Source organism: Betaproteobacteria bacterium (assembly GCA_016194905.1).
Lineage (GTDB): Bacteria > Pseudomonadota > Gammaproteobacteria > Burkholderiales > JACQAP01 > JACQAP01.
Genome location: JACQAP010000008.1, coordinates 24312 through 42037, shown reverse-complemented (window position 1 = coordinate 42037; position 17726 = coordinate 24312). Strand labels below are relative to the sequence as shown.

The 17726-nt window shown below is 61.5% G+C and carries 19 protein-coding genes and 1 pseudogene; 6 read left to right on the top strand and 14 right to left on the bottom strand.

Going from position 1 to position 17726, the window contains the following annotated elements:
• Window positions 1-7: 7 nt before the first annotated feature.
• The 10 genes and pseudogenes from HY067_03665 to HY067_03620 all read right to left on the bottom strand — a co-directional run bounded on the left by HY067_03665 (window position 8) and on the right by HY067_03620 (window position 8553).
• On the bottom strand, window positions 8-652 hold the full coding sequence (locus HY067_03665) for a DNA-3-methyladenine glycosylase (GenBank protein MBI3527042.1): 645 nt from the start codon (window positions 650-652) through the stop codon (window positions 8-10).
• A 64-nt stretch (window positions 653-716) separates the two neighbouring features.
• On the bottom strand, window positions 717-1247 hold the full coding sequence (locus HY067_03660) for a hypothetical protein (protein MBI3527041.1): 531 nt from the start codon (window positions 1245-1247) through the stop codon (window positions 717-719).
• Between the two features lie 366 nt (window positions 1248-1613).
• The gene (locus HY067_03655; protein MBI3527040.1) at window positions 1614-2462 is read right to left on the bottom strand and encodes a restriction endonuclease; all 849 of its coding nucleotides are present in this window, start codon (window positions 2460-2462) and stop codon (window positions 1614-1616) included.
• A 471-nt stretch (window positions 2463-2933) separates the two neighbouring features.
• Complete coding sequence (locus HY067_03650) at window positions 2934-4109, bottom strand: Bcr/CflA family multidrug efflux MFS transporter (GenBank protein ID MBI3527039.1); 1176 nt, start codon at window positions 4107-4109, stop codon at window positions 2934-2936.
• 17 nt (window positions 4110-4126) lie between these two features.
• Window positions 4127-4513 (bottom strand): annotated as a pseudogene (gene pcaC, locus HY067_03645) (4-carboxymuconolactone decarboxylase).
• Window positions 4514-4732: 219 nt separating this feature from the next.
• Entirely contained in the window at window positions 4733-6088 is a 1356-nt protein-coding gene (locus tag HY067_03640; GenBank protein MBI3527038.1) for a 3-carboxy-cis,cis-muconate cycloisomerase, read from the bottom strand.
• Between the two features lie 23 nt (window positions 6089-6111).
• A complete protein-coding gene (pcaG, locus tag HY067_03635; protein MBI3527037.1) occupies window positions 6112-6672 on the bottom strand; it encodes a protocatechuate 3,4-dioxygenase subunit alpha in 561 nt (186 codons plus the stop codon).
• The gene (pcaH, locus tag HY067_03630) at window positions 6669-7379 is read right to left on the bottom strand and encodes a protocatechuate 3,4-dioxygenase subunit beta (protein ID MBI3527036.1); all 711 of its coding nucleotides are present in this window, start codon (window positions 7377-7379) and stop codon (window positions 6669-6671) included. Before pcaH ends, pcaG begins: the two co-directional genes overlap by 4 nt.
• A gap of 94 nt (window positions 7380-7473) precedes the next feature.
• Window positions 7474-7647, bottom strand: coding sequence for a hypothetical protein (locus tag HY067_03625; GenBank protein ID MBI3527035.1), 174 nt, complete (start codon window positions 7645-7647; stop codon window positions 7474-7476).
• Window positions 7648-7662: 15 nt separating this feature from the next.
• Window positions 7663-8553, bottom strand: a complete 891-nt coding sequence (locus HY067_03620) for an NAD(P)H-binding protein (protein MBI3527034.1) — start codon at window positions 8551-8553, stop codon at window positions 7663-7665.
• A gap of 109 nt (window positions 8554-8662) precedes the next feature.
• Here HY067_03620 and HY067_03615 point away from each other — a divergent pair, with 109 nt between their 5' ends.
• A complete protein-coding gene (locus HY067_03615) occupies window positions 8663-9568 on the top strand; it encodes a LysR family transcriptional regulator (GenBank protein ID MBI3527033.1) in 906 nt (301 codons plus the stop codon).
• A gap of 212 nt (window positions 9569-9780) precedes the next feature.
• Window positions 9781-10632: a DMT family transporter gene (locus tag HY067_03610; GenBank protein ID MBI3527032.1), complete on the top strand. Its 852-nt coding sequence runs from the start codon at window positions 9781-9783 to the stop codon at window positions 10630-10632.
• Between the two features lie 4 nt (window positions 10633-10636).
• On the opposite strand, the gene HY067_03605 is transcribed toward HY067_03610, so the two are convergent.
• Window positions 10637-11008, bottom strand: coding sequence for a hypothetical protein (locus HY067_03605; protein ID MBI3527031.1), 372 nt, complete (start codon window positions 11006-11008; stop codon window positions 10637-10639).
• Between the two features lie 90 nt (window positions 11009-11098).
• On the opposite strand from HY067_03605, the gene HY067_03600 reads away from it, so the two are divergent.
• From HY067_03600 to HY067_03585, 4 genes are all read left to right on the top strand, one after another.
• Window positions 11099-11983: an ABC transporter substrate-binding protein gene (locus tag HY067_03600; GenBank protein ID MBI3527030.1), complete on the top strand. Its 885-nt coding sequence runs from the start codon at window positions 11099-11101 to the stop codon at window positions 11981-11983.
• Between the two features lie 147 nt (window positions 11984-12130).
• Window positions 12131-12640 (top strand): TRAP transporter small permease, encoded by a 510-nt coding sequence (locus HY067_03595; protein ID MBI3527029.1) that lies wholly within the window; start codon window positions 12131-12133, stop codon window positions 12638-12640.
• Window positions 12633-13955 (top strand): TRAP transporter large permease, encoded by a 1323-nt coding sequence (locus HY067_03590; protein ID MBI3527028.1) that lies wholly within the window; start codon window positions 12633-12635, stop codon window positions 13953-13955. Before HY067_03595 ends, HY067_03590 begins: the two co-directional genes overlap by 8 nt.
• Window positions 13956-14145: 190 nt before the next feature.
• A complete protein-coding gene (locus HY067_03585; GenBank protein MBI3527027.1) occupies window positions 14146-14919 on the top strand; it encodes a pilus assembly protein in 774 nt (257 codons plus the stop codon).
• Window positions 14920-15113: 194 nt separating this feature from the next.
• On the opposite strand, the gene HY067_03580 is transcribed toward HY067_03585, so the two are convergent.
• From HY067_03580 to HY067_03570, 3 genes are all read right to left on the bottom strand, one after another.
• Entirely contained in the window at window positions 15114-16064 is a 951-nt protein-coding gene (locus HY067_03580; GenBank protein MBI3527026.1) for a pirin family protein, read from the bottom strand.
• On the bottom strand, window positions 16018-17103 hold the full coding sequence (locus HY067_03575; protein MBI3527025.1) for an NADH:flavin oxidoreductase/NADH oxidase: 1086 nt from the start codon (window positions 17101-17103) through the stop codon (window positions 16018-16020). The genes HY067_03580 and HY067_03575 overlap by 47 nt, the downstream gene beginning before the upstream one ends.
• A gap of 180 nt (window positions 17104-17283) precedes the next feature.
• On the bottom strand, window positions 17284-17643 hold the full coding sequence (locus HY067_03570) for a hypothetical protein (GenBank protein MBI3527024.1): 360 nt from the start codon (window positions 17641-17643) through the stop codon (window positions 17284-17286).
• Window positions 17644-17726: the final 83 nt, after the last annotated feature.

Below are 17726 nucleotides of genomic sequence, written 5' to 3'. Positions count from 1 at the left end.
GCCCGCCTTATTTCAACAGCCGGTTAGTGACCAGTGCGGCCGTACTACGTTCGATCCAGAATCGCCAAGGCCGCGCAGCCCAGTACGGCCCCGCGAAGTCGACGCCGATGCGGGGTCCGCGCTTGATGGATCGCGCTGGTATGCGGACTCCCCGATCCTCGAGCCAGATCTGCTTCGAGTCTGTCACGTCCGCGCCGTCGAGCTTCTTGTCGATCTTCAGATATTTGGTGACTCTGCCCGGTCCGGCGAGGAGTTTCCGCTCCCCGTTGGGGTCGGCCAGGATGCCGCGAATCAGAACGCCCTCCGGTATGTCTTTGCCGGAAGTGCTGAAGTTGAGCATCCAGTGGATGCCGTAGATGAAGTACACGTACACCGTCCCGCCAGCGGCATAGAGGGGTTCGACCCTCGCAGTACGTCGCCCTCCGCGGGCATGAGAAGCGGCGTCCCTCGGACCCTTGTACGCTTCCACTTCGGTGATCATCCCGGAGATATTGCGACCTCGATAACTCCGCACGATAAATTTACCTAAGAGGTCACGGGCGACTTGGAGAGTGGTCCGGTTGAACGCGGCGCGGTCGAGGCGACGTGGTTCTTTTCGCTTCACCCGCTCTTTGGGGGCGACCGCATCACGAGACGATTTCGCCTTTGCCATCAGTCCGGACAACCGCAAGAGTAAGACAATGCCGCAGGGCCGACGCGGTCGTTCTGAAAATCATTCACCGTTCGAACCAGTATTCGCCCTCGGCTCGCCCCTGACTGCTGTCCGCGCCTGGGTCGAGCGCCTGCCAGGTGCTGATCGCGCCGCGGATGTTCCCGAACTCGCCGGTGCCGCCAGTAAGATTGATGACGCCCCGGATGTCGTAGTGGCGCGAGCCATCCGGCCAGCGCCGGGTCTCGACCGTCCCGCGATAACGCCCGAATACGCGGTTGCCGTCTTCCAGAACGAACATCACGTACGCCGACTCGGTCCCGTTCTCGTCGACAAGGTCGCTCGATCCCCATTCCCGGATCGTTGTGACCGCGACCGCACCGAGAGCAAAAAACCCGGGCGCGAACTCGCGGCTCAGATCGTAAATGCGCAGAACGTGCTTCGGCGCATCGTCCACCGGGAGGCGGTATTGCTTATGGTAGCGGATCGCAGCCGATCCGAGGTCGAATGCGACGGAATGCCGGCCATCCGCAGCGGCGGCTACAACTGGCAGCAACCAAGCCAATACCATGCAGCATTTGCACCAAAATTCGATCACGCTGGACACCTGACTACGCAGTGGTCTTACCGCGCGCATTCGCTCTGCCGCGGTTCAGTCGATCCCGTCAATGAAGCACGTACACGGTCCGTGTCGCCTATAAGGTAAAGAACTGGCCCTCTTTTCTGCTGCTCTGACCCCCCTTTTTTGCTGCGCCTATTTTGCGGGCTTATATGGCCGCATCATTGCGTTGCGCGGGTGCGACCGAACTCTGGCCTTCGTTCTGAGGAAAGTCATCCGAACGATAAGGCTCGATTTCCTTATTGCATACTGGGCATCGATCATTGCACGTACAACTCCACGTATCGACCCAACGCGTTCCACAAGAGCAGTGATAGTAGTTAAGATAAGACACCGATTCCCCTCCTAATTTGTTACAGAGATTACCGAGTTCGCGGGCTGCATATGTTGCGATGGTTCGATAGAGGGACCAAAATTGGCCACGTAGCGTCCCCGACCTTCGAACACTATGAGGCCGGCATCTCTTAAGACCTGCAATTGCTGGCGAATTTTAGCTCGAATGAAATTGTTGCGCGGGAATCGCCGCTTCAATTGAGCCTCGAAGTCATACATTTTTTGAAGCGTGAATTCTCGGACATTTAGAGACTGGATATTACGAAGAATCTCCAGTGTCCATCCTCTAGCTTCGAGGTTCGTTTCACGCCGCAGAAAAGCAGTTCGTCCCCACGTTTCTATGACAGCCGACCTTTTTAGGATTTCGCTGTTCCTTACGTAGAAAACCCTACCAGCTTCTGGAATGCGATTCATGACGATATTGCATCCTACCCAGCCTGCGCGTCTCGCCTGAGGGCTCAGCGGCTTTCGCTTCTCAATTACGGTTGCATCAAGGAAGTAGGTTGGAATTGCAAAGAAATTTGTCACGCGAGAAGAGCTGACATCGTAAGTGAGAAAAAAGAAGTCCGGACTAGAAGCATCACTTAGGCGGGCCATCATCGCCTCAAATGCTCCATCGGGTATCTTGGTAGAGAAATTTCCACGAGTACTCTTTAATTCGAATTCGTTTTCACATTTCACACAGGTGAAATCAAGCACACGCGCATTGTTTTGTCCTCTTGTCAGGGTGCCTCCGCATGAACAGCAGAATGCATTTCTTTCGGTCCATGCTTCCGAAATAACCCTTGCCTTTTGCGTCTCGCTTTTGTAGCGGTCGCCCAAAGCAAGATCAAGATTCAAATCTGTGTCATAGGCGAGCATGTTCGACACTCCAAGATACATCTCCCAATATCGATGGGCCACTGATGTATTTTGCATTCCAATGGAAAATAAACATCAGAAGTGACGACAATTCACTGGAAATCGTGCGTTTTGCGTCCGAGTCAGCCAGCCCCGCTCCACCATGACATAAAAGGCAAGCTCGCACACGATTTCCTCGCGCGATCTGTCCTCCGGTTGCTCCTGGATCAGACGAGTGAGTTCTTCTTTTTTGCCGTGGATATGGATAAAACCTCCGCGTCATAGTCGATACAGCATCATTCTGCTGCGGATTAGTGCGCAAGCGCAACTTATGCGTTAACGGATGCGTGCTGAGTGCCACGCGGCTTCAAGGGGAAGAATCCCGGGAGAAAGCCAAAACAAAAGGGGCGACGCTCCCGCACCGCCCCATCCCGCACTTACTTCGCGCCCTCTCTTTTTTCCTTTGCGCCCTTTGCGTCAACGCTCTTCGCTCTAGTCCATTCGCGCAAGCCAGCGGTAAGTAACGAACGCCAGCAACCCGCAAACCGTGATTACCGCAGCCATCGGCACCGCAGTCCCGTCGTGCAAGATTCCCACCGCCGCACTGGCGATAGCGGCAATCACAAACTGCACGCTGCCCAGCAATGCCGACGCACTTCCCGCCTTGTCGGGAAACGGCGCCATTGCGCCGGCGGAAGCATTCGGGAACGTCAAGCCGCGCAAGGACACAACGAAGAACAGCGGAACCAGGATCCCGATCAATCCAACTGCGTTCGTAAACGCCATCGCGAGCAGCACGAGGCAGAACAGGAAATTCACGAGGTTTGCGATACCGAGAACCCGGTCGGCGTCGTAACGCAAAAGCAAGAGGCGGTTGGCCTGCGTGAACGCGATGATGCCGGCCGCATTCAGACCGAACAGCCAGCCGTACGCGTGCGCCGGCACACCGTACAGGTCGATGAACACGAACGGCGAGCCGGAGATGTAGGCGAACATCCCCGCTTGCCCGAATCCGCCGGACAAGGCGTAGCCGAGATAGCGCCGGTCTGCCAGCAGGCTGGCGTAGTTCGCGAGTGCAGAAGAGAGAGGAATACGAGCCATGTCTTTGGGAAGTGTCTCCGGCAGCCTGAACTTCACCGCGAGCAGGCACGCCACGCCGAACAGCGCGAGCACCCAGAAAATCGAACGCCAGCCGAGCCAGGCCAGCAGGTATCCACCGGCCAGCGGCGCCAGCACCGGCGCAATGCCCATCACCATCAGCAATATGGAGAACACCCGCGCCGATTCCTGATAGTCGTAAAGATCCCGGACCACCGCGCGCGCCACCACCATGCCGGCGCAGCCGCTGACCGCCTGCAGGAAACGCAATCCGATGAGACTGCCGATGCCCGGCGCCAGCGCGCAGCCCGCGGAAGCCGCTATATATAGGGTGAGTCCGAAATACAGCGGCGGCTTGCGGCCGTAACGATCCGCGAGCGGCCCGTAGAAAAGCTGCCCGATCGCGAGCCCGATGAAGAAGGACGCCAGCGTGTGCTGCACCGATGCGGTGTCGGTGGCGAAATAGCGTTCGAGCGCCGGCAACGCCGGCAGGTACATGTCGATCGACATCGGCGCGAATGCGACAAGCGCGCTGAGGATCAGCGTGGTACGGAAATGCCTTTCGGACAAAACGATCGCTTACCGATTCACTTGCCGGCGTCCATCTCGGCAAAGACTTCCTTCGCCATGTGGAAAGCAGCATTGGCGGCGGGCACGCCGCAGTAGATCGCGCATTGCATCAGCAATTCCTTGATCTCGTCCCGGGTCACGCCATTGTTGACCGACGCGCGCAGATGCAGCTTCAGTTCGTCGGGACGGTTGAGCGCGACCAGCATCGCCAGCGTGGCGATGCTGCGCGTGTGCTTCGGCAGGCCCGGGCGGGTCCAGATTTCACCCTAGGCGTAACGCGTGATGAGATCCTGGAAATCGTCGTTGAACGGCGTCCGGGTCTTCAGCGTCCAATCCACGTGCGCATCGCCGAGCACCGCACGACGCACTTCCAGTCCCTTGCCATAGCGTTCTCGTTCGTCCATTCCCACTCCTCTTTTATCTCGATAAGGAAGACCATTGAATCACGGAGAACACGGAGAAAAAATGGAGAAGAGCGGATCGGGGGTTAATAGCAGAGTGACTATCCGAAAACCTGTACTGCCAGATTTTGCCGTGACGGATCATCACCCATTGACACGTTCCTACCCAAATACATCCTTGCTCTTGCCTTTCCTCCGTGTCCTCCGTGAATAACGATTTTCCTATGTTTGTTTCTTCCAGTGGGTGCGCGTGGCCAGCACACGTTCGACGAATTGTTCGGATATGCCGAGATAGTTGGCCGGGTCGAACAACCGGTCCAGATCGGACGCGGAAAGATGTTTGCGGACCTTTGCATCTTTCGCCAGCACATCGCGCAACGGCTTGTTCTGTTCGATGGCGCGGCGGCAAGCCTCCTCGATCAGCCCATGCGCCGCTTCGCGGCCGAGCTTCGGCGCGAGCGCGGCGGAGACTGCCTCGGCCAGGATGAGGCCATGCGTGGCGTCAAGATTATGGCGCATGCGCACCGCGTCGATCTGCAGACCTTCGATTATCTTTGTGAGTTGTTCCAACGCGCCGGCCGAGAGCATGCAGATCTCCGGCAGCGTTTCCCACTCGGCGTGCCAGTTGCCGAGCCCGCGCTCGTGCTCCTGCACCATCGCCGCAAGCATCACCGACACCAGCGCGGGCACCTTCGTTGCCGCGGCCAGCACCACAGCGCAGCCGACCGGGTTGCGTTTATGCGGCAGGGTCGAAGACCCACCGCGCCCGGGTGCCGCCGGTTCGAAAGTTTCGCCGACTTCGGTCTGCATCATCAGCGCAACGTCGTGCGCGATCTTCCCCAGCGTGCCGACCAGCAGACCCAGCGTCGTGGCCACTTCCGCGACACGATCGCGATGCGCATGCCACGGAATATCCGGATCGCCGAGCTTCAACTCCGCTGCCAGCGCCTTGGCGATGTCGAGGCCGCAATCGCCGAGCGACGCCAGCGACCCCGCAGCACCGCCGAACTGGATGACCAGCACATGCGCACGCAACTCACTCAGGCGCGCGCGATGCCGCTCCACTGCGCTCAATGCGCCGGCCACCTTCAGACCGAGGGTAACCGGCACCGCCTGTTGCAGCCAGGTGCGCCCCGCCATCGGCGTGCGTTTGTGTTTTTTCGCGAGGCGTGCCAGTACATCCGCAAGCCGCGCGAGATCGGCGTCGATCAAATCGAATGCGCTGCGCAGTTGCAATACCAGTCCGGTATCCATCGCATCCTGGCTGGTCGCCCCCCAGTGGACAAAGTCCGCCGCTTCCTTGTCCTTCTTCCCGACCAGGGCAGTCAGCGCCTTCACCATGGGAATAGCCGTATTGCCGGCCGTTGCCGCCGCGCGCGCCAGCGCTTCGATGTCGAACAACTTCGCCTGGCATTGGGCCTCGATCGCCGGCGTCACCGCCTTCGGAATCACTCCGAGGCGCGCTTCGGCCCGCGCAAGCGCCGCTTCGAAATCGAGCATGCCTTGCAGGCGCCCGCGATCGGAAAAGATCTCGCGCATCGCATCGGTCCGGAACAACGGGTCGAGAAGACGGGTCATGATTCAAGAGTACGGGTCACGGTTCAGTAGCTGAAGAAAACCGTTTCGTTCTCGCCTTGCAGGATCGCATTCCACTCGAGCCCGTCGTTGGCCTTCGTTGCAATCAGCGTGGACCGACGCTCCGCGGGAACCAGTTTCAACACGGGATCGGTGGCGTTGGCCGGATCGTCCGGAAAATAAATGCGCGTCAGCAAATGGATCAACAGCCCGCGCATGAACACGGCGACGAGCAGATGCGATGCCTGCGGCATTCCGCGCGGCCCGGCGACGCTCCCCGGCTTGACGGTAGTAAAGCGAAATCCGCCGTTCTCATCGGTCGGCACGCGGCCGAAACCCTTGAAACCCGGCGTCAGTGGCTTGTCCTGTGCATCGTCGGGGTGGGCATATTTTCCGTGCGCATCCGCCTGCCAGATTTCGAGGATGGCGTCGTTGACGGGTTTGCCATCGCCGTCGACCACGCGACCGTGGATCACGATCTTGTCGCCCGCTGCTGCCGATGGTGCGAGATCGTTGACGTAGAGATGCTCCAGCCCGATGCGGTAGAACGGGCCGACGGTCTGCGATGCGGTGGCCGTGAGATTCATTTCACTTTTTCCAGCGGCGTCGCGTTGCGGCCGCGCAATACGATGTCGAAACGGTACCCCAGTGCGTATTCGGGCGCAGTGGTGTCCCAGTCGAAGTCGGCCACCAGCCGGTGGCGCGCTCCTTCGTTCGCAGTACCGTTGAAAATCGGATCGTGAGGCAACAGCGGATCGCCGGGGAAATACATCTGCGTCACCAGCCGCGTCACGAACGCGCGGCCGAACAGCGAAAGATGGATATGGGCGGGACGCCAGGCGTTGTGATGATTGCGCCACGGATAAGCGCCCGGTTTGATGGTGACGAAGCGGTAGCGGCCTTCCTTGTCGGTGAGCACCCGGCCGGCGCCAGTAAAGTTCGGGTCCAGCGGCGCGTCGTGATTGTCGTTCTGGTGCCGGTAGCGGCCCGCGGCATTGCATTGCCAGATCTCGACCAGCGAATGCGGCACCGGGCGATCGTTTTCGTCGAGCACGCGGCCGCTGACGATGATGCGCTCGCCCAGCGGGTCACCGGCGTGCTGGCGCGTGAGGTCGTGATCCTCCGGCCGCACGTCGTCCTCGCCGAACACCGGGCCGGTCACCTCGGACAATGTATGCGGCAGCAGGATCAGCGGCCGGGTCGGCGCGCGCTTGCGCGTGGATGCGTAAGGCGGATGAAGATATTCGGGCTGTGTGCCCTTCGGGGGCCGCCGGTAACCGGCAACATCGGCCATGCTTTTCGCTCCTCCCTGAAGATCCGGCAGCATGAATGCAAACCGGCCGTCCACTCTGGACGGACGGCGCGCCAGACTTAAGAGTGCGATTGTCTCAGAACATGCCGTTATTGTTGGCCGCTTTTTCGGGGATATCCTGGATTACGTCCCAGTGTTCGACGATGCGCTCGCCGTCCACCCGGAAGATGTCCACGATCGCCAGGCCGCGCGCGCCCGGCTCGGGAATGCCGTGCACGTGCAGGATGACGAAGTCGCCGTCGGCAAGCACGCGCTTGATCTCGATTCAGTGGGCGCCGGCAAACGCCGCCTTGAACACCGGGGCAAACTGCTCCAGCGTTGTCGACGTGCGGATCGTGGTGCCGGCGTCGATGGATCGGGTAATGCGGCCGTCGGACATGGCGTTGCTCATTTCCTCGAACAGGTCGGCGACATTCTGCGAGAAGCCGTTCTGCACCATGCCGGCCTTGGCCTGCACCGGATCGCCCTTGACATACTTGAGGTCGGGTTTGCCGATCGCCGCGCCGAGAATGCCCGCCGCCTGGCTCATGGTGTAGTCACGCGGCCCGATCAGATGACGCACCGACTGGCCTTTGAAGGTCGGCTGCACCAGTTCCTTTGCCGCATGCGCCGCGATGTCCTGCACCGCGATCATCGCCATCGGAGCGTCCGGCACGATCATGCCGGGATAGACGCCGAACGCCTTGATCAGCCCGATCGCATGCAAGTGGTTTTCCATGAAATAGGCCGCGCGCAGATGCAGGATGTTGACGCCGGGGAGCTTCTTCAAGCGTTCTTCCTGGTCGTGCAGGCCGGCGATCGGTCCGGTGCCGCCGGGTAATGCAGCGCCCGCACTGGAAAGACTGATGACGTTCTTCGCTCCGCTCCTGACGATGGCCAGCGAGACCGCTTCGCCCACCGCATTCTGATATTTGCGGTGATCCGCCGAGGAGTAGTCCGGCGGGATCATCGCGTACACCGCATCGGCCCCTTTGAACTGCTGCGCCAGAAAAGCCGCATCGGCCGCGCTGCCGACAGCGAGTTCCGCCCCGGCATCTTTCAGCGATTTCATGTGCGCGGCATCGCGCCCGACAACCCTGACTTTCCTGCCCTGGCCAAGCAGCAACTTCGCCAGCCTGGACGTGATGTTACCGTTTGCACCCATCAGTACGATCATGACTCGATCCTCCGCAGATATATTTCGACCCGCCCATCTTCCTCCCGGGTATTGATCGGATAAAGCGTCCAAATCATAATTCTCTGTCAACCAAAGCTAAACAATCGCCATGCCCGTCGCCTCTTCGGTCAACCTCAACCGCCTCGCGGCCTTCGCGGCCGTGGTGGAATCCGGTTCGTTCACGGCAGCCGCGGAAAAACTCGGGCTGACCAAGGCCATGGTCAGCCAGCACGTCAGCCGGCTGGAAAAGGAACTGGGTATCGGTCTTCTGACCCGGACCACGCGCAAGGTGACACCGACGGAGACGGGTGCGGTGTTCTACGCCGACTGCGCACAGGTGCTGCAGGAACTGGAAGCGGCCATCGCGCGGGTGGGTGGCGGATCGGAAGTGCCGAGCGGCACACTGCGGCTGACGACCGCGGAGGATTATGGTTCGGCGGTTGTCGTGCCTGCGCTGGCGGCATTCATGCACCGGTTCCCGGAGGTAAAGGTCGAATTCGTTGCCACCGATCAGGTGGTCGACCTTGTCGCCGGGCGCTTCGACCTGGCCATCCGCACCGGCTGGCTGCGCGACTCGAGCCTGCGTGCCGCTCGGCTGGGTGGATTCGATCAGGTCGTCGCGGCCGCGCCGGCGTACCTGAAGAAATTCGGCACACCCAAGCGCCCGGAAGATCTGGCGAAGCACCTCTGGATCGCGCTGACTCTGTTGTGCGGCGCACTCACCTGGACCTTCAGCGCGAAAGACGGCAAGACGCAGACGGTTCGAGTCTCGTCGACGGTCAGCACCAACAGCACGGCGTCATTACGTGCGTTCATGCGCGAAGGCGTGGGGGTGTCGATCCTGCCGCAATACATGCTGGATGCCGATATTCGCGCCGGCCGCCTCGTGCGATTGCTGGCGGGCTGGTCGCTGCCGCAGGGTGGCGTGCACGCCGTGTACCCGAACGCGCGCTACACTTCCGCAAAAGTACGCGCCTTCCTCGACTTCTTCCGCGCCTATCTCGCACGTCGGTGAAACCGCCGATGCGCTAAGCTGCGCGGGCGGCGAGGGGCTAGGGGTTAGGGACTAGGGGCTAGGGAAAAACAAAAACTCTAGTACCGGTCTTCGACGATAAGCGCTCCGCAATATTATTGAGATTCCATTGACTTAATTTCCTCCCTAGCCCCTAACCCCTAGCCCCTCAACAAGTGAAACGCGTCCCTCTCGATTCCGTCGCCTTTGCGACGATGGTGTTGTGCTGCTTTGTCTGGGGCTTCACCAACGTGGCGACCAAGCTCGCGGCCGCGGACATCTCCCCGGTGATGCAGAGCGGCCTGCGTTCGATACTCGCCACGGTGCTGCTGACGATCTGGGCGCGGATGCGCAACATCCCGCTGTTCGACGGCGATGGCACGCTGAAAGCCGGACTGATTGCCGGCGCGCTGTTCGCGGGGGAATTCCTGTTCATCTACGCCGGACTCGCGCATACCGGCGCATCGCGCATGGTGGTGTTCGTCTACACGGCGCCGTGCCTGACCGCGCTTGGGCTTCACTGGTTCGTGCCGGGCGAGCGGCTGCATCCGGCGCAATGGATCGGCATCCTGCTGGCGTTCGGCGGCATCGTTACCGCATTTGGCGACGGCTTCGCGTCGTCACCCGCTTCCCTGCTCGGCGATGCATTCGGAGTCATCGGCGGCATCCTCTGGTCGGCCACCACCGTGTGGATACGCGCCACCGGACTCACCCGCATCAGCGCAGCAAAAGTGCTGTTCTATCAGCTCGCGGTTTCGTCGCTGACCTTGCCGATCGCGTCGTGGCTGATGGGGGAAGCGGGTGTGATAGCGCTCACGCCGATCGCGGTGGCAAGCCTGGTCTATCAGGGCATGATTGTCGCATTCGCGACTTATCTGGCCTGGTTCTGGCTGCTGACCCGCTATCTCGCGGGACGGCTGGCGGTGTTCGGATTCCTGACACCGCTGTTCGGCGTGATGATGGGAGCGGTCGTGCTCGCGGAACCGCTGCGCCCGGCCTTCCTCGGCGCGCTCGCCATGGTGGGAACCGGGATTTTTCTCGTCAACAGGCGAGCCCCGAAGAACTGAACGCTCAGGGCTGTTCGTCCTGCGCTGCGGGAAGGTGGAAACGCCCGATCAGCTTCAGCGTTGCCTCGGCCGCGCGAATGCTGGTGAAGATAGCAACGGCCGTGATCACCACGAATATCCAGTTGACCTCGCCGGTGTCGAGAATCTGCGCCAGCGTCACGAACAGTCTCATGACCGATACGAGCAGCAGCGTGATCGCGGCGGCGGGACTTTTGAAACGCCAGAGCAAACCGCCGAGGAACCCGAACAGTCCCACGTCGAGCAGTGTCCGCTCGCCTTCTATCAGATAGAGCAGCGCCAGGATGCCGGCCACGAGCAGGAACACGATGGACGTGTCGGTGACGACGTTCAGCGCGTCCTGGCGGCTGCGGATCAACGCAAAGATTCCCCTACGCCTGCTTTCCGACAAAGTGCCCTCCCCCGCAATACCGGACATTTCCGGCCGGAACGAATCATAATGGCCGCGATGGGAACTCTCAATCTGATGGTCTATCGTCATTCAGCGTTCTACAGCCCGCTGATCGCCGGCATCGCCGAGGGCTTCTTCGCGGCGGAAGGCTTCGAACCGACTTATAGCGTGATGCCGCCGGGAAAAAGCGTCGGCGAAATGCTGGTATCCGGCGCAATTCATGTTTCGCAGACCGCCGTGTCCGGAGCCTGGCCTTATCTGGAGAAAGGCGAGCGGCCGCCCTTCGTCAGTTTTGCGCAGATCAACCAGCGTGACGGTTTCCTCATCGCATCGCGCCATCCGGTGCCGGAGTTCGGCTGGGCCAAGCTGACCACCGGGAAATTCATGTACGCTCACGGCGGCCAGCCGCAGGCGATGCTGGCTTACGCACTGCACAAGAAAGGCGTCTCGCTCGACAAGACCTCCGACATCGACGCGGGGAATCCGCAAAAATCGATGGCGGCATTCCGCAAAGGCCAGGGCGACTGGTACCACGAACAGGCGCCCTACCCGCAGCAACTGCGGCACGAGGGCCTGGCCGAAGTCGTCGCCTCGGTCGGCGAAGCCATCGGCCCGGTCGCTTTCAGCAGCCTTGCTGCGGCGCCGCGATGGCTGGCATCGCCGGACGCGATTCGCTTCGCGCGCGCCTATCGCAAGGCCCGCGCCTGGGTGCAGGCGGCGTCCGCCACGACCGTTGCCGGGGCGGAACAATCTTTCTTTCCGGACATCGCGCCGGACGCCATGATCGCCGCGATACGCTATTACCAGGAACTCGGTTGCTGGGCCGGCGATATCGCGATCGATCCCGCGCACTACGAAACCGCGCTGGACGTATTTGCCCACTCGAAGCTGATCACGCGGCGCCATCCCTACGACAAGGTGGTGGTTGCACCGCCAAAGTAGCGCAGCGGCACCCATCGCGGCCGGCAATGTGAGAATATTGGACTTCCAACAGTTGGCCGTCCGATAAAAGGGCGCGACATCCGGCGGCCATGCTGGAGCCAAAGGTCACACGGAGAAGCGGGTCCGGGCCCGACAACAACGAAAATCGTGAGCACGACCGCAAACCCTCCGGCAGGCAAGCCGTCACTCATCGAAAAACTCGCCGCCGTATCGGCGTTCGCGGGCGGTGCGATCCTGACCACGATTGCCGCGATGGCGGTCGCGTCCATCGTCATGCGCTCGCTCGGCTTCCAGCCGATTCAGGGTGACTTCGAACTGGTACAGGTCGCGCTGGCGGGCTGCATTGCGCTGATGCTGCCATGGTGCCAATTGCAGGGCGGCAACCTCACCGTCGATTTCTTTACCGTACGCCTGCGCAAGACAAAGCAACGCCGGCTCGACGCCATGGGCGCAGCGCTGTTCGCGCTGGTCATGGCGCTGGTGACATGGCGAACCTGTGCCGGCGCGATCGCCGTCAAAGCCAGCAACGAAAGCACCATGATCCTCGGCTTCCCGTTGTGGATCGGCTATGTCGCCATGATCCCGGGCCTGCTCCTTACGGTATTTGCGGCGCTGCAGTCGGCGCGCACCGCGTGGAAGAAAGCCGGCGATGAATAATTTCAGCCTCGGCCTGTCTCTGTTCGGCGCGATGCTTGCGCTGATGATCCTGCGCGTGCCGATTTCGGTCGCGATGTTCCTGCCCGGCGCGGTCGGTTACTGGCTGCTCGCCGGCGATGCGGCACTGTTCAATCACCTGAAAGGCGCGACCTACGCGCGTTTTTCCAATTACGACCTGTCGGTGATCCCGCTGTTCATCCTGATGGGGCAGTTCGCCACCCAGGGAGGCTTGAGCCGCTCCCTGTTCAAGTTCGCCAGTTCGCTGATCGGGCATTTGCGCGGCGGCGTGGCCATGGCGGCGATCGTCGCCTGTGCCATGTTCGGTGCGGTGTGCGGATCGTCGGTCGCCACTGCGGCAACGCTGGCGCAAGTGGCGCTGCCGGAAATGCGCAGGCTGAACTACTCCGGCCGGTTGTCCACGGCCACGCTCGCTGTCGGCGGCACCCTCGGCATCCTGATTCCGCCATCGGTGCCGCTGGTGGTGTATGCGATCCTGACCGAGACGAATATCGCCAAGCTGTTCATGGCGGCCTTCATCCCCGGCATCATCGCGGCGATCGGCTATTGCATCGTGATCGCCATCACCGTGACGCTGCGCCCCGACCTCGGACCGGCGCAGCCGCGCGTCTCGAATGCCGGGCGCCTGCGCGCCTTCCTCGAGATCTGGCCGATTGCGGCGGTGTTCGTCATCGTCTTCGGCGGCATCTACGGCGGATTCTTCACGCCCACCGAAGGCGCCGCGGTGGGCGCGGCGGGAATGTTCGCCGCAGCCCTGCTGCGGCGTGAACTCAGCCTCAAGGGCGTCGGCCGCAGCTTCCTCGGCACCGCCGTAACCTCCGGCATGATCTTCATGGTCTTCCTCGGCGCCGACATGCTGAACGGCGCGCTGGCCTTGTCGCAGATGCCGAAGCAGCTTGCCGACTGGGTCACGCACATCGGCTGGTCGCCGCTGGCGATCGTCGCCATCGTCATCGCCATGTACATCGTCATGGGTTTTTTCATGGACGAACTCGCCACCATCATCCTGACCATTCCGGTGATCTTCCCGGCGATCATGGGCCTCGACCTGTGGGGGCTCGAATACACCGAGAAGGCGATCTGGTTCGGGATCCTGATGCTGATGGTGGTCGAGATCGGGCTGGTGCATCCGCCCGTGGGGCTGAACATTTTCGTGATCAACAGTCTCGCCAAGGACGTGCCGATGATGGAAACCTTCAAGGGCGTCATTCCCTTCCTGGTCTCGGATTTCCTGCGCGTGATCCTGCTGTTCGTGTTCCCGATCGTCAGCCTGTACCTGGTACGGCTGATATTCTAAGCTGCGCCGCTTTCAGCACTGCGGGTTGCCACGTCGCTCTGACCCGGTGGCAGCGTCACTCTTGATTGATCGGAAAATTGCGATATTCTTATCGTGCGCCCGGACGGATTCCGGAGGCGTTCCGGCGCGACGAAACCGACGTTGGCCGACGAGACAAACGATCAAGCGCGCCTCACGAATCATTGCGACCATGCTCAATGCAATCCATTTCTCTTGGCGAGACCGACTGCGGGCCTGCGCCGTTCACTTCTTCATCAGTGCCATCATCGCGGTCGTCTCCGCGCTGTTCGTATTTGTCTTCTGGTATCCCGATCCCTACCGCGAGATTTCCGGCGGACGTGAACTATTTCTGATTCTGGTATCGGTTGACGTCATCCTCGGACCACTGATCACCCTGTCGATTTTCAACCGCGCCAAGCCCTGGCTGGTTCTTCGCCGCGATCTGGTTTGCGTTGGCGTGGTCCAGCTCGTTGCCCTCGGTTATGGCATGTGGACGGCGTTCGTAGCGCGCCCCGTGCATCTGGTTTTCGAGTACGACCGCTTTCGCGTGGTCCACGCGATCGAAGTGCCGAAGGAACTACTTGCTCAGGCACCACCCGAATTGCGCACACTGCCTCCGTTCGGGACCACTGTGCTGGCATTGCGCCCTTTCCGGGATGCCGACGAGAAATTCAATACCACGATGGCGGCGTTGCAGGGGTTGCCGCTCGGCGCGCGACCGGACCTGTGGCAACCCTACCCGGACGCACGCATCCGGGTGATTGAGTCCGCCAAGCCTGCCGTCTTGCTCAAGAAACGCTTCCCCGACAGGGCGGCGGATATCGACCAGGCGATCGAACGGACCGGGCGCGCCCCCGATGCAGTGCTTTACCTGCCACTCGTGGGAAGAAAAGTGTTCTGGACCGTGCTCCTCGATTCCTCCACGGCCGAAGTGCTCGGCTTTCTACCACTGGATTCATTCTGACTGCCAGCCGTTTCCGAACTGTGTGGCGACGCGAATCATTCAAAGCTTCCATACGCTGGGGCTGCAACGCACGTAGTTCGGCGCGCACGGCGTCTCGCCGCCCAGCTAGCGCGGCCAGGCCCAGCGCGAACGGAATCTGATGGCGCGGGTCCAGTGAGCCGAAACTCGCGTCGATGCGGCCGATTCCGGTTGCTTCAGCCGGTCGGCAACGGGATGAACTCGCTCTCGCCGGGAACGCGCGGAAACTTTCCATCCGCCCATTCGCGCTTTGCCCGCTCGATGCGTTCCGGCGAGCTCGCCACAAAATTCCACCAGATATGGCGCCGGCTTTCGAGTGGCGCTCCACCCAGCAGCGCGACACGACTCGGATTCTTCGCGCGCAACTTCACACCTTCGCCTTCGATGAACACCAACAGCGTTCCTTCCGCAAAGGTCCGGCCTTCCACTTCGATGCTGCCTTCGACCACGTAAGCCGCGCGCTCCGCATGCTCGATCGGCAATTCGAGTATTGCGCCAGAATCGCATGTCGCATCGACATAGAACGTTTCGGAGAACACTTGCACCGGCGAGCGCAGGCCGAAGGCCCCGCCGGCAATGAGCCGCATGCGAACGCCGTCTACATCCCGCAACGGCAACTGCTTTGCCGGAAAATGATGGAACGCGGGCCCGGTTTCTTCATCGGCAAGCGGCAAGGCCACCCACGATTGCAGCCCGTGCAGCTTGTGGCCCGACGCGCGCAATGCCGCACCCGTACGCTCCGAATGCACGATGCCGCTGCCCGCCGTCATCCAGTTGACGTCGCCCGGACGAATGGTCTGCACCACGCCGAGGCTGTCGCGATGCTCGATCTCGCCATCGAAGAGATAAGTCACCGTGGCCAGGCAGACATGCGGGTGCGGGCGCACGTCGACGCCCTGTCCCGCGGGGAAGGTAACCGGCCCCATGTGATCGAGGAAGATGAAAGGTCCGACCATGCGCCCGCCGCCGAACGGCAAAATTCGCCTGACCTCGAAGCCGCCGCCGAGTTCGCGGCGGCGGCTCTCCACAACATGCGCGATCGCAGTCACGTAACGACCTTTCCGGATTCCGGATCGAGGGTCAGGGCTTCCACACCGCGGGACTGCAGCGCACGTAGTTCGGCGCATAGGGCGCCTCGCCGCCGAGTTCGCGCGCCGCGCGCCAGGCCCAGCGCGGATCGTCCATCGCCGCGCGCGCGATCGCGATCAGATCGGCTTTGCCGCTGGCAACGATTTCCTCGGCCTGTGCCGGCTTCGTGATCATGCCCACCGACATTGTGGCGATGCCGGCGGCCTTTTTTATTTTCTCGGCGAAAGGCAAATTGAATCCCGGTCCGAAAGGGATCTGCTGGCGCGGATCCAGCGCGCCGGAACTCACGTCGATGAAGTCGCAGCCGCGCGACCGCAGTTCCCTGGCGAACATCACGGTTTCTTCCGGCGTCCAGCCGCCGTCGATCCAGTCGGTGGCGGACACGCGCGCCCCAAGCGCGCGGTCCTGCGGCCACACAGCGCGTACCGCCTCGAATACCTCGAGCGGGAAGCGCATGCGATTTTCCAGCGAGCCGCCGTAATCGTCGGTGCGCTGATTCGAAATCGGCGACAGGAACTGGTGCATCAGGTAACCGTGCGCGGCATGCAACTCGACGAGGTCGAAGCCGATGCGCAGCGCCCGCTTCGCGGATTCGACGAACTGCTGCTTCACGTCCGCCAGACCGCTCGGACTGAGTGCTTCCGGCACGTGCCAGCCGGGGCCGTACGGCAAGGCGGACGGCGCCACTGTGGTCCAGGCGCCCTCGTTCGCGGCAAGCGCTTTGCCGCCTTCGAACGGCGTGTGCGCCGAACCTTTGCGGCCGGCATGCGCGAGCTGGATGCCGAGCCTGGCGACGCCGTGCTTGCGGCAGAAATCCACCACATGCTTGATCGTCTTCTCGTTCTCGTCGCTGTACAGCCCGAGACAACGCGGCGAGATGCGTCCGACGGGAGAAACATGAGTGGCTTCGGTGATGACCAGGCCGGCCGCGCCCATGGCGAACTGGCCGAGGTGCATCAGGTGCCAGTCGTTCGCCGAGCCGTTCACGGACATGTACTGGCACATCGGGGAGACGACAATACGGTTCGGCAACGTCAGGCCGCGCATGGGGAAGGGCGTGAAAAGCTGGATGCTCATGGAGGTTTCGTCTGAATTGCGGAGTTGGAAAGTAGCCGGATTCTAACAGCAGGGATTTGGCGACGCGCGGCGGCATGCTATTCGAAGCGATGTCATACTGCGCGCCCGAAACCAGATCCACCGGTACGCACGCCAGCTATCCGGCCAGCCGGTCGTGGTCGAGTGGTCCAAGACCGATCGCTATGGCCGCATCGTCGGCAAAATCGAGACGGTGTCGACGTCGATCTTGAACAGATCGGGAAAGGTTCGGCCTGGGTGTTTGCGCAATGCCTGCGCGAACTGCCGGTCGAAGACCGCAAGCCCTATCTGGAAGCGGAGCGCCAGGCAAAAAGCGAGTGCCGCGGATTGTGGCGCGACAACGATCCCGAACCCCCGTGGCAGTGGCGCCGCGAGCGCCGCACTGCTCGAAGCAGTTAGTTTTGAACCGCGGAGGACACGGAGGACACGGAGGAAAAACAAAGCGAGAAAAAACCATTCGGGGTTAAAAGGAAAGTGACTGTTCGCAAAGCTGCGCCGCCAACTCTTGCTGCGACGGATCATGATCAGCCACGGCAACAGTGTAGTCGGAGCATTTTTTGCTCTTGCTTTTCCTCCGTGTCCTCCGCGTCCTCCGTGGTTCAAGA

Excerpts from the sequence above, each read along its gene's own strand:
- HY067_03665 (MBI3527042.1), bottom strand. The coding sequence starts at position 652 with ATGGCAAAGGCGAAATCGTCTCGTGATGCGGTCGCCCCCAAAGAGCGG.
- HY067_03655 (MBI3527040.1), bottom strand. The coding sequence starts at position 2,462 with ATGCTCGCCTATGACACAGATTTGAATCTTGATCTTGCTTTGGGCGAC.
- HY067_03640 (MBI3527038.1), bottom strand. The coding sequence starts at position 6,088 with ATGACCCGTCTTCTCGACCCGTTGTTCCGGACCGATGCGATGCGCGAG.
- pcaG (MBI3527037.1), bottom strand. The coding sequence starts at position 6,672 with ATGAATCTCACGGCCACCGCATCGCAGACCGTCGGCCCGTTCTACCGC.
- pcaH (MBI3527036.1), bottom strand. The coding sequence starts at position 7,379 with ATGGCCGATGTTGCCGGTTACCGGCGGCCCCCGAAGGGCACACAGCCC.
- HY067_03620 (MBI3527034.1), bottom strand. The coding sequence starts at position 8,553 with ATGATCGTACTGATGGGTGCAAACGGTAACATCACGTCCAGGCTGGCG.
- HY067_03615 (MBI3527033.1), top strand. The coding sequence starts at position 8,663 with ATGCCCGTCGCCTCTTCGGTCAACCTCAACCGCCTCGCGGCCTTCGCG.
- HY067_03610 (MBI3527032.1), top strand. The coding sequence starts at position 9,781 with ATGGTGTTGTGCTGCTTTGTCTGGGGCTTCACCAACGTGGCGACCAAG.
- HY067_03600 (MBI3527030.1), top strand. The coding sequence starts at position 11,099 with ATGGGAACTCTCAATCTGATGGTCTATCGTCATTCAGCGTTCTACAGC.
- HY067_03590 (MBI3527028.1), top strand. The coding sequence starts at position 12,633 with ATGAATAATTTCAGCCTCGGCCTGTCTCTGTTCGGCGCGATGCTTGCG.
- HY067_03585 (MBI3527027.1), top strand. The coding sequence starts at position 14,146 with ATGCTCAATGCAATCCATTTCTCTTGGCGAGACCGACTGCGGGCCTGC.
- HY067_03580 (MBI3527026.1), bottom strand. The coding sequence starts at position 16,064 with ATGCGCCGAACTACGTGCGCTGCAGTCCCGCGGTGTGGAAGCCCTGAC.
- HY067_03575 (MBI3527025.1), bottom strand. The coding sequence starts at position 17,103 with ATGAGCATCCAGCTTTTCACGCCCTTCCCCATGCGCGGCCTGACGTTG.
- HY067_03570 (MBI3527024.1), bottom strand. The coding sequence starts at position 17,643 with ATGATCCGTCGCAGCAAGAGTTGGCGGCGCAGCTTTGCGAACAGTCAC.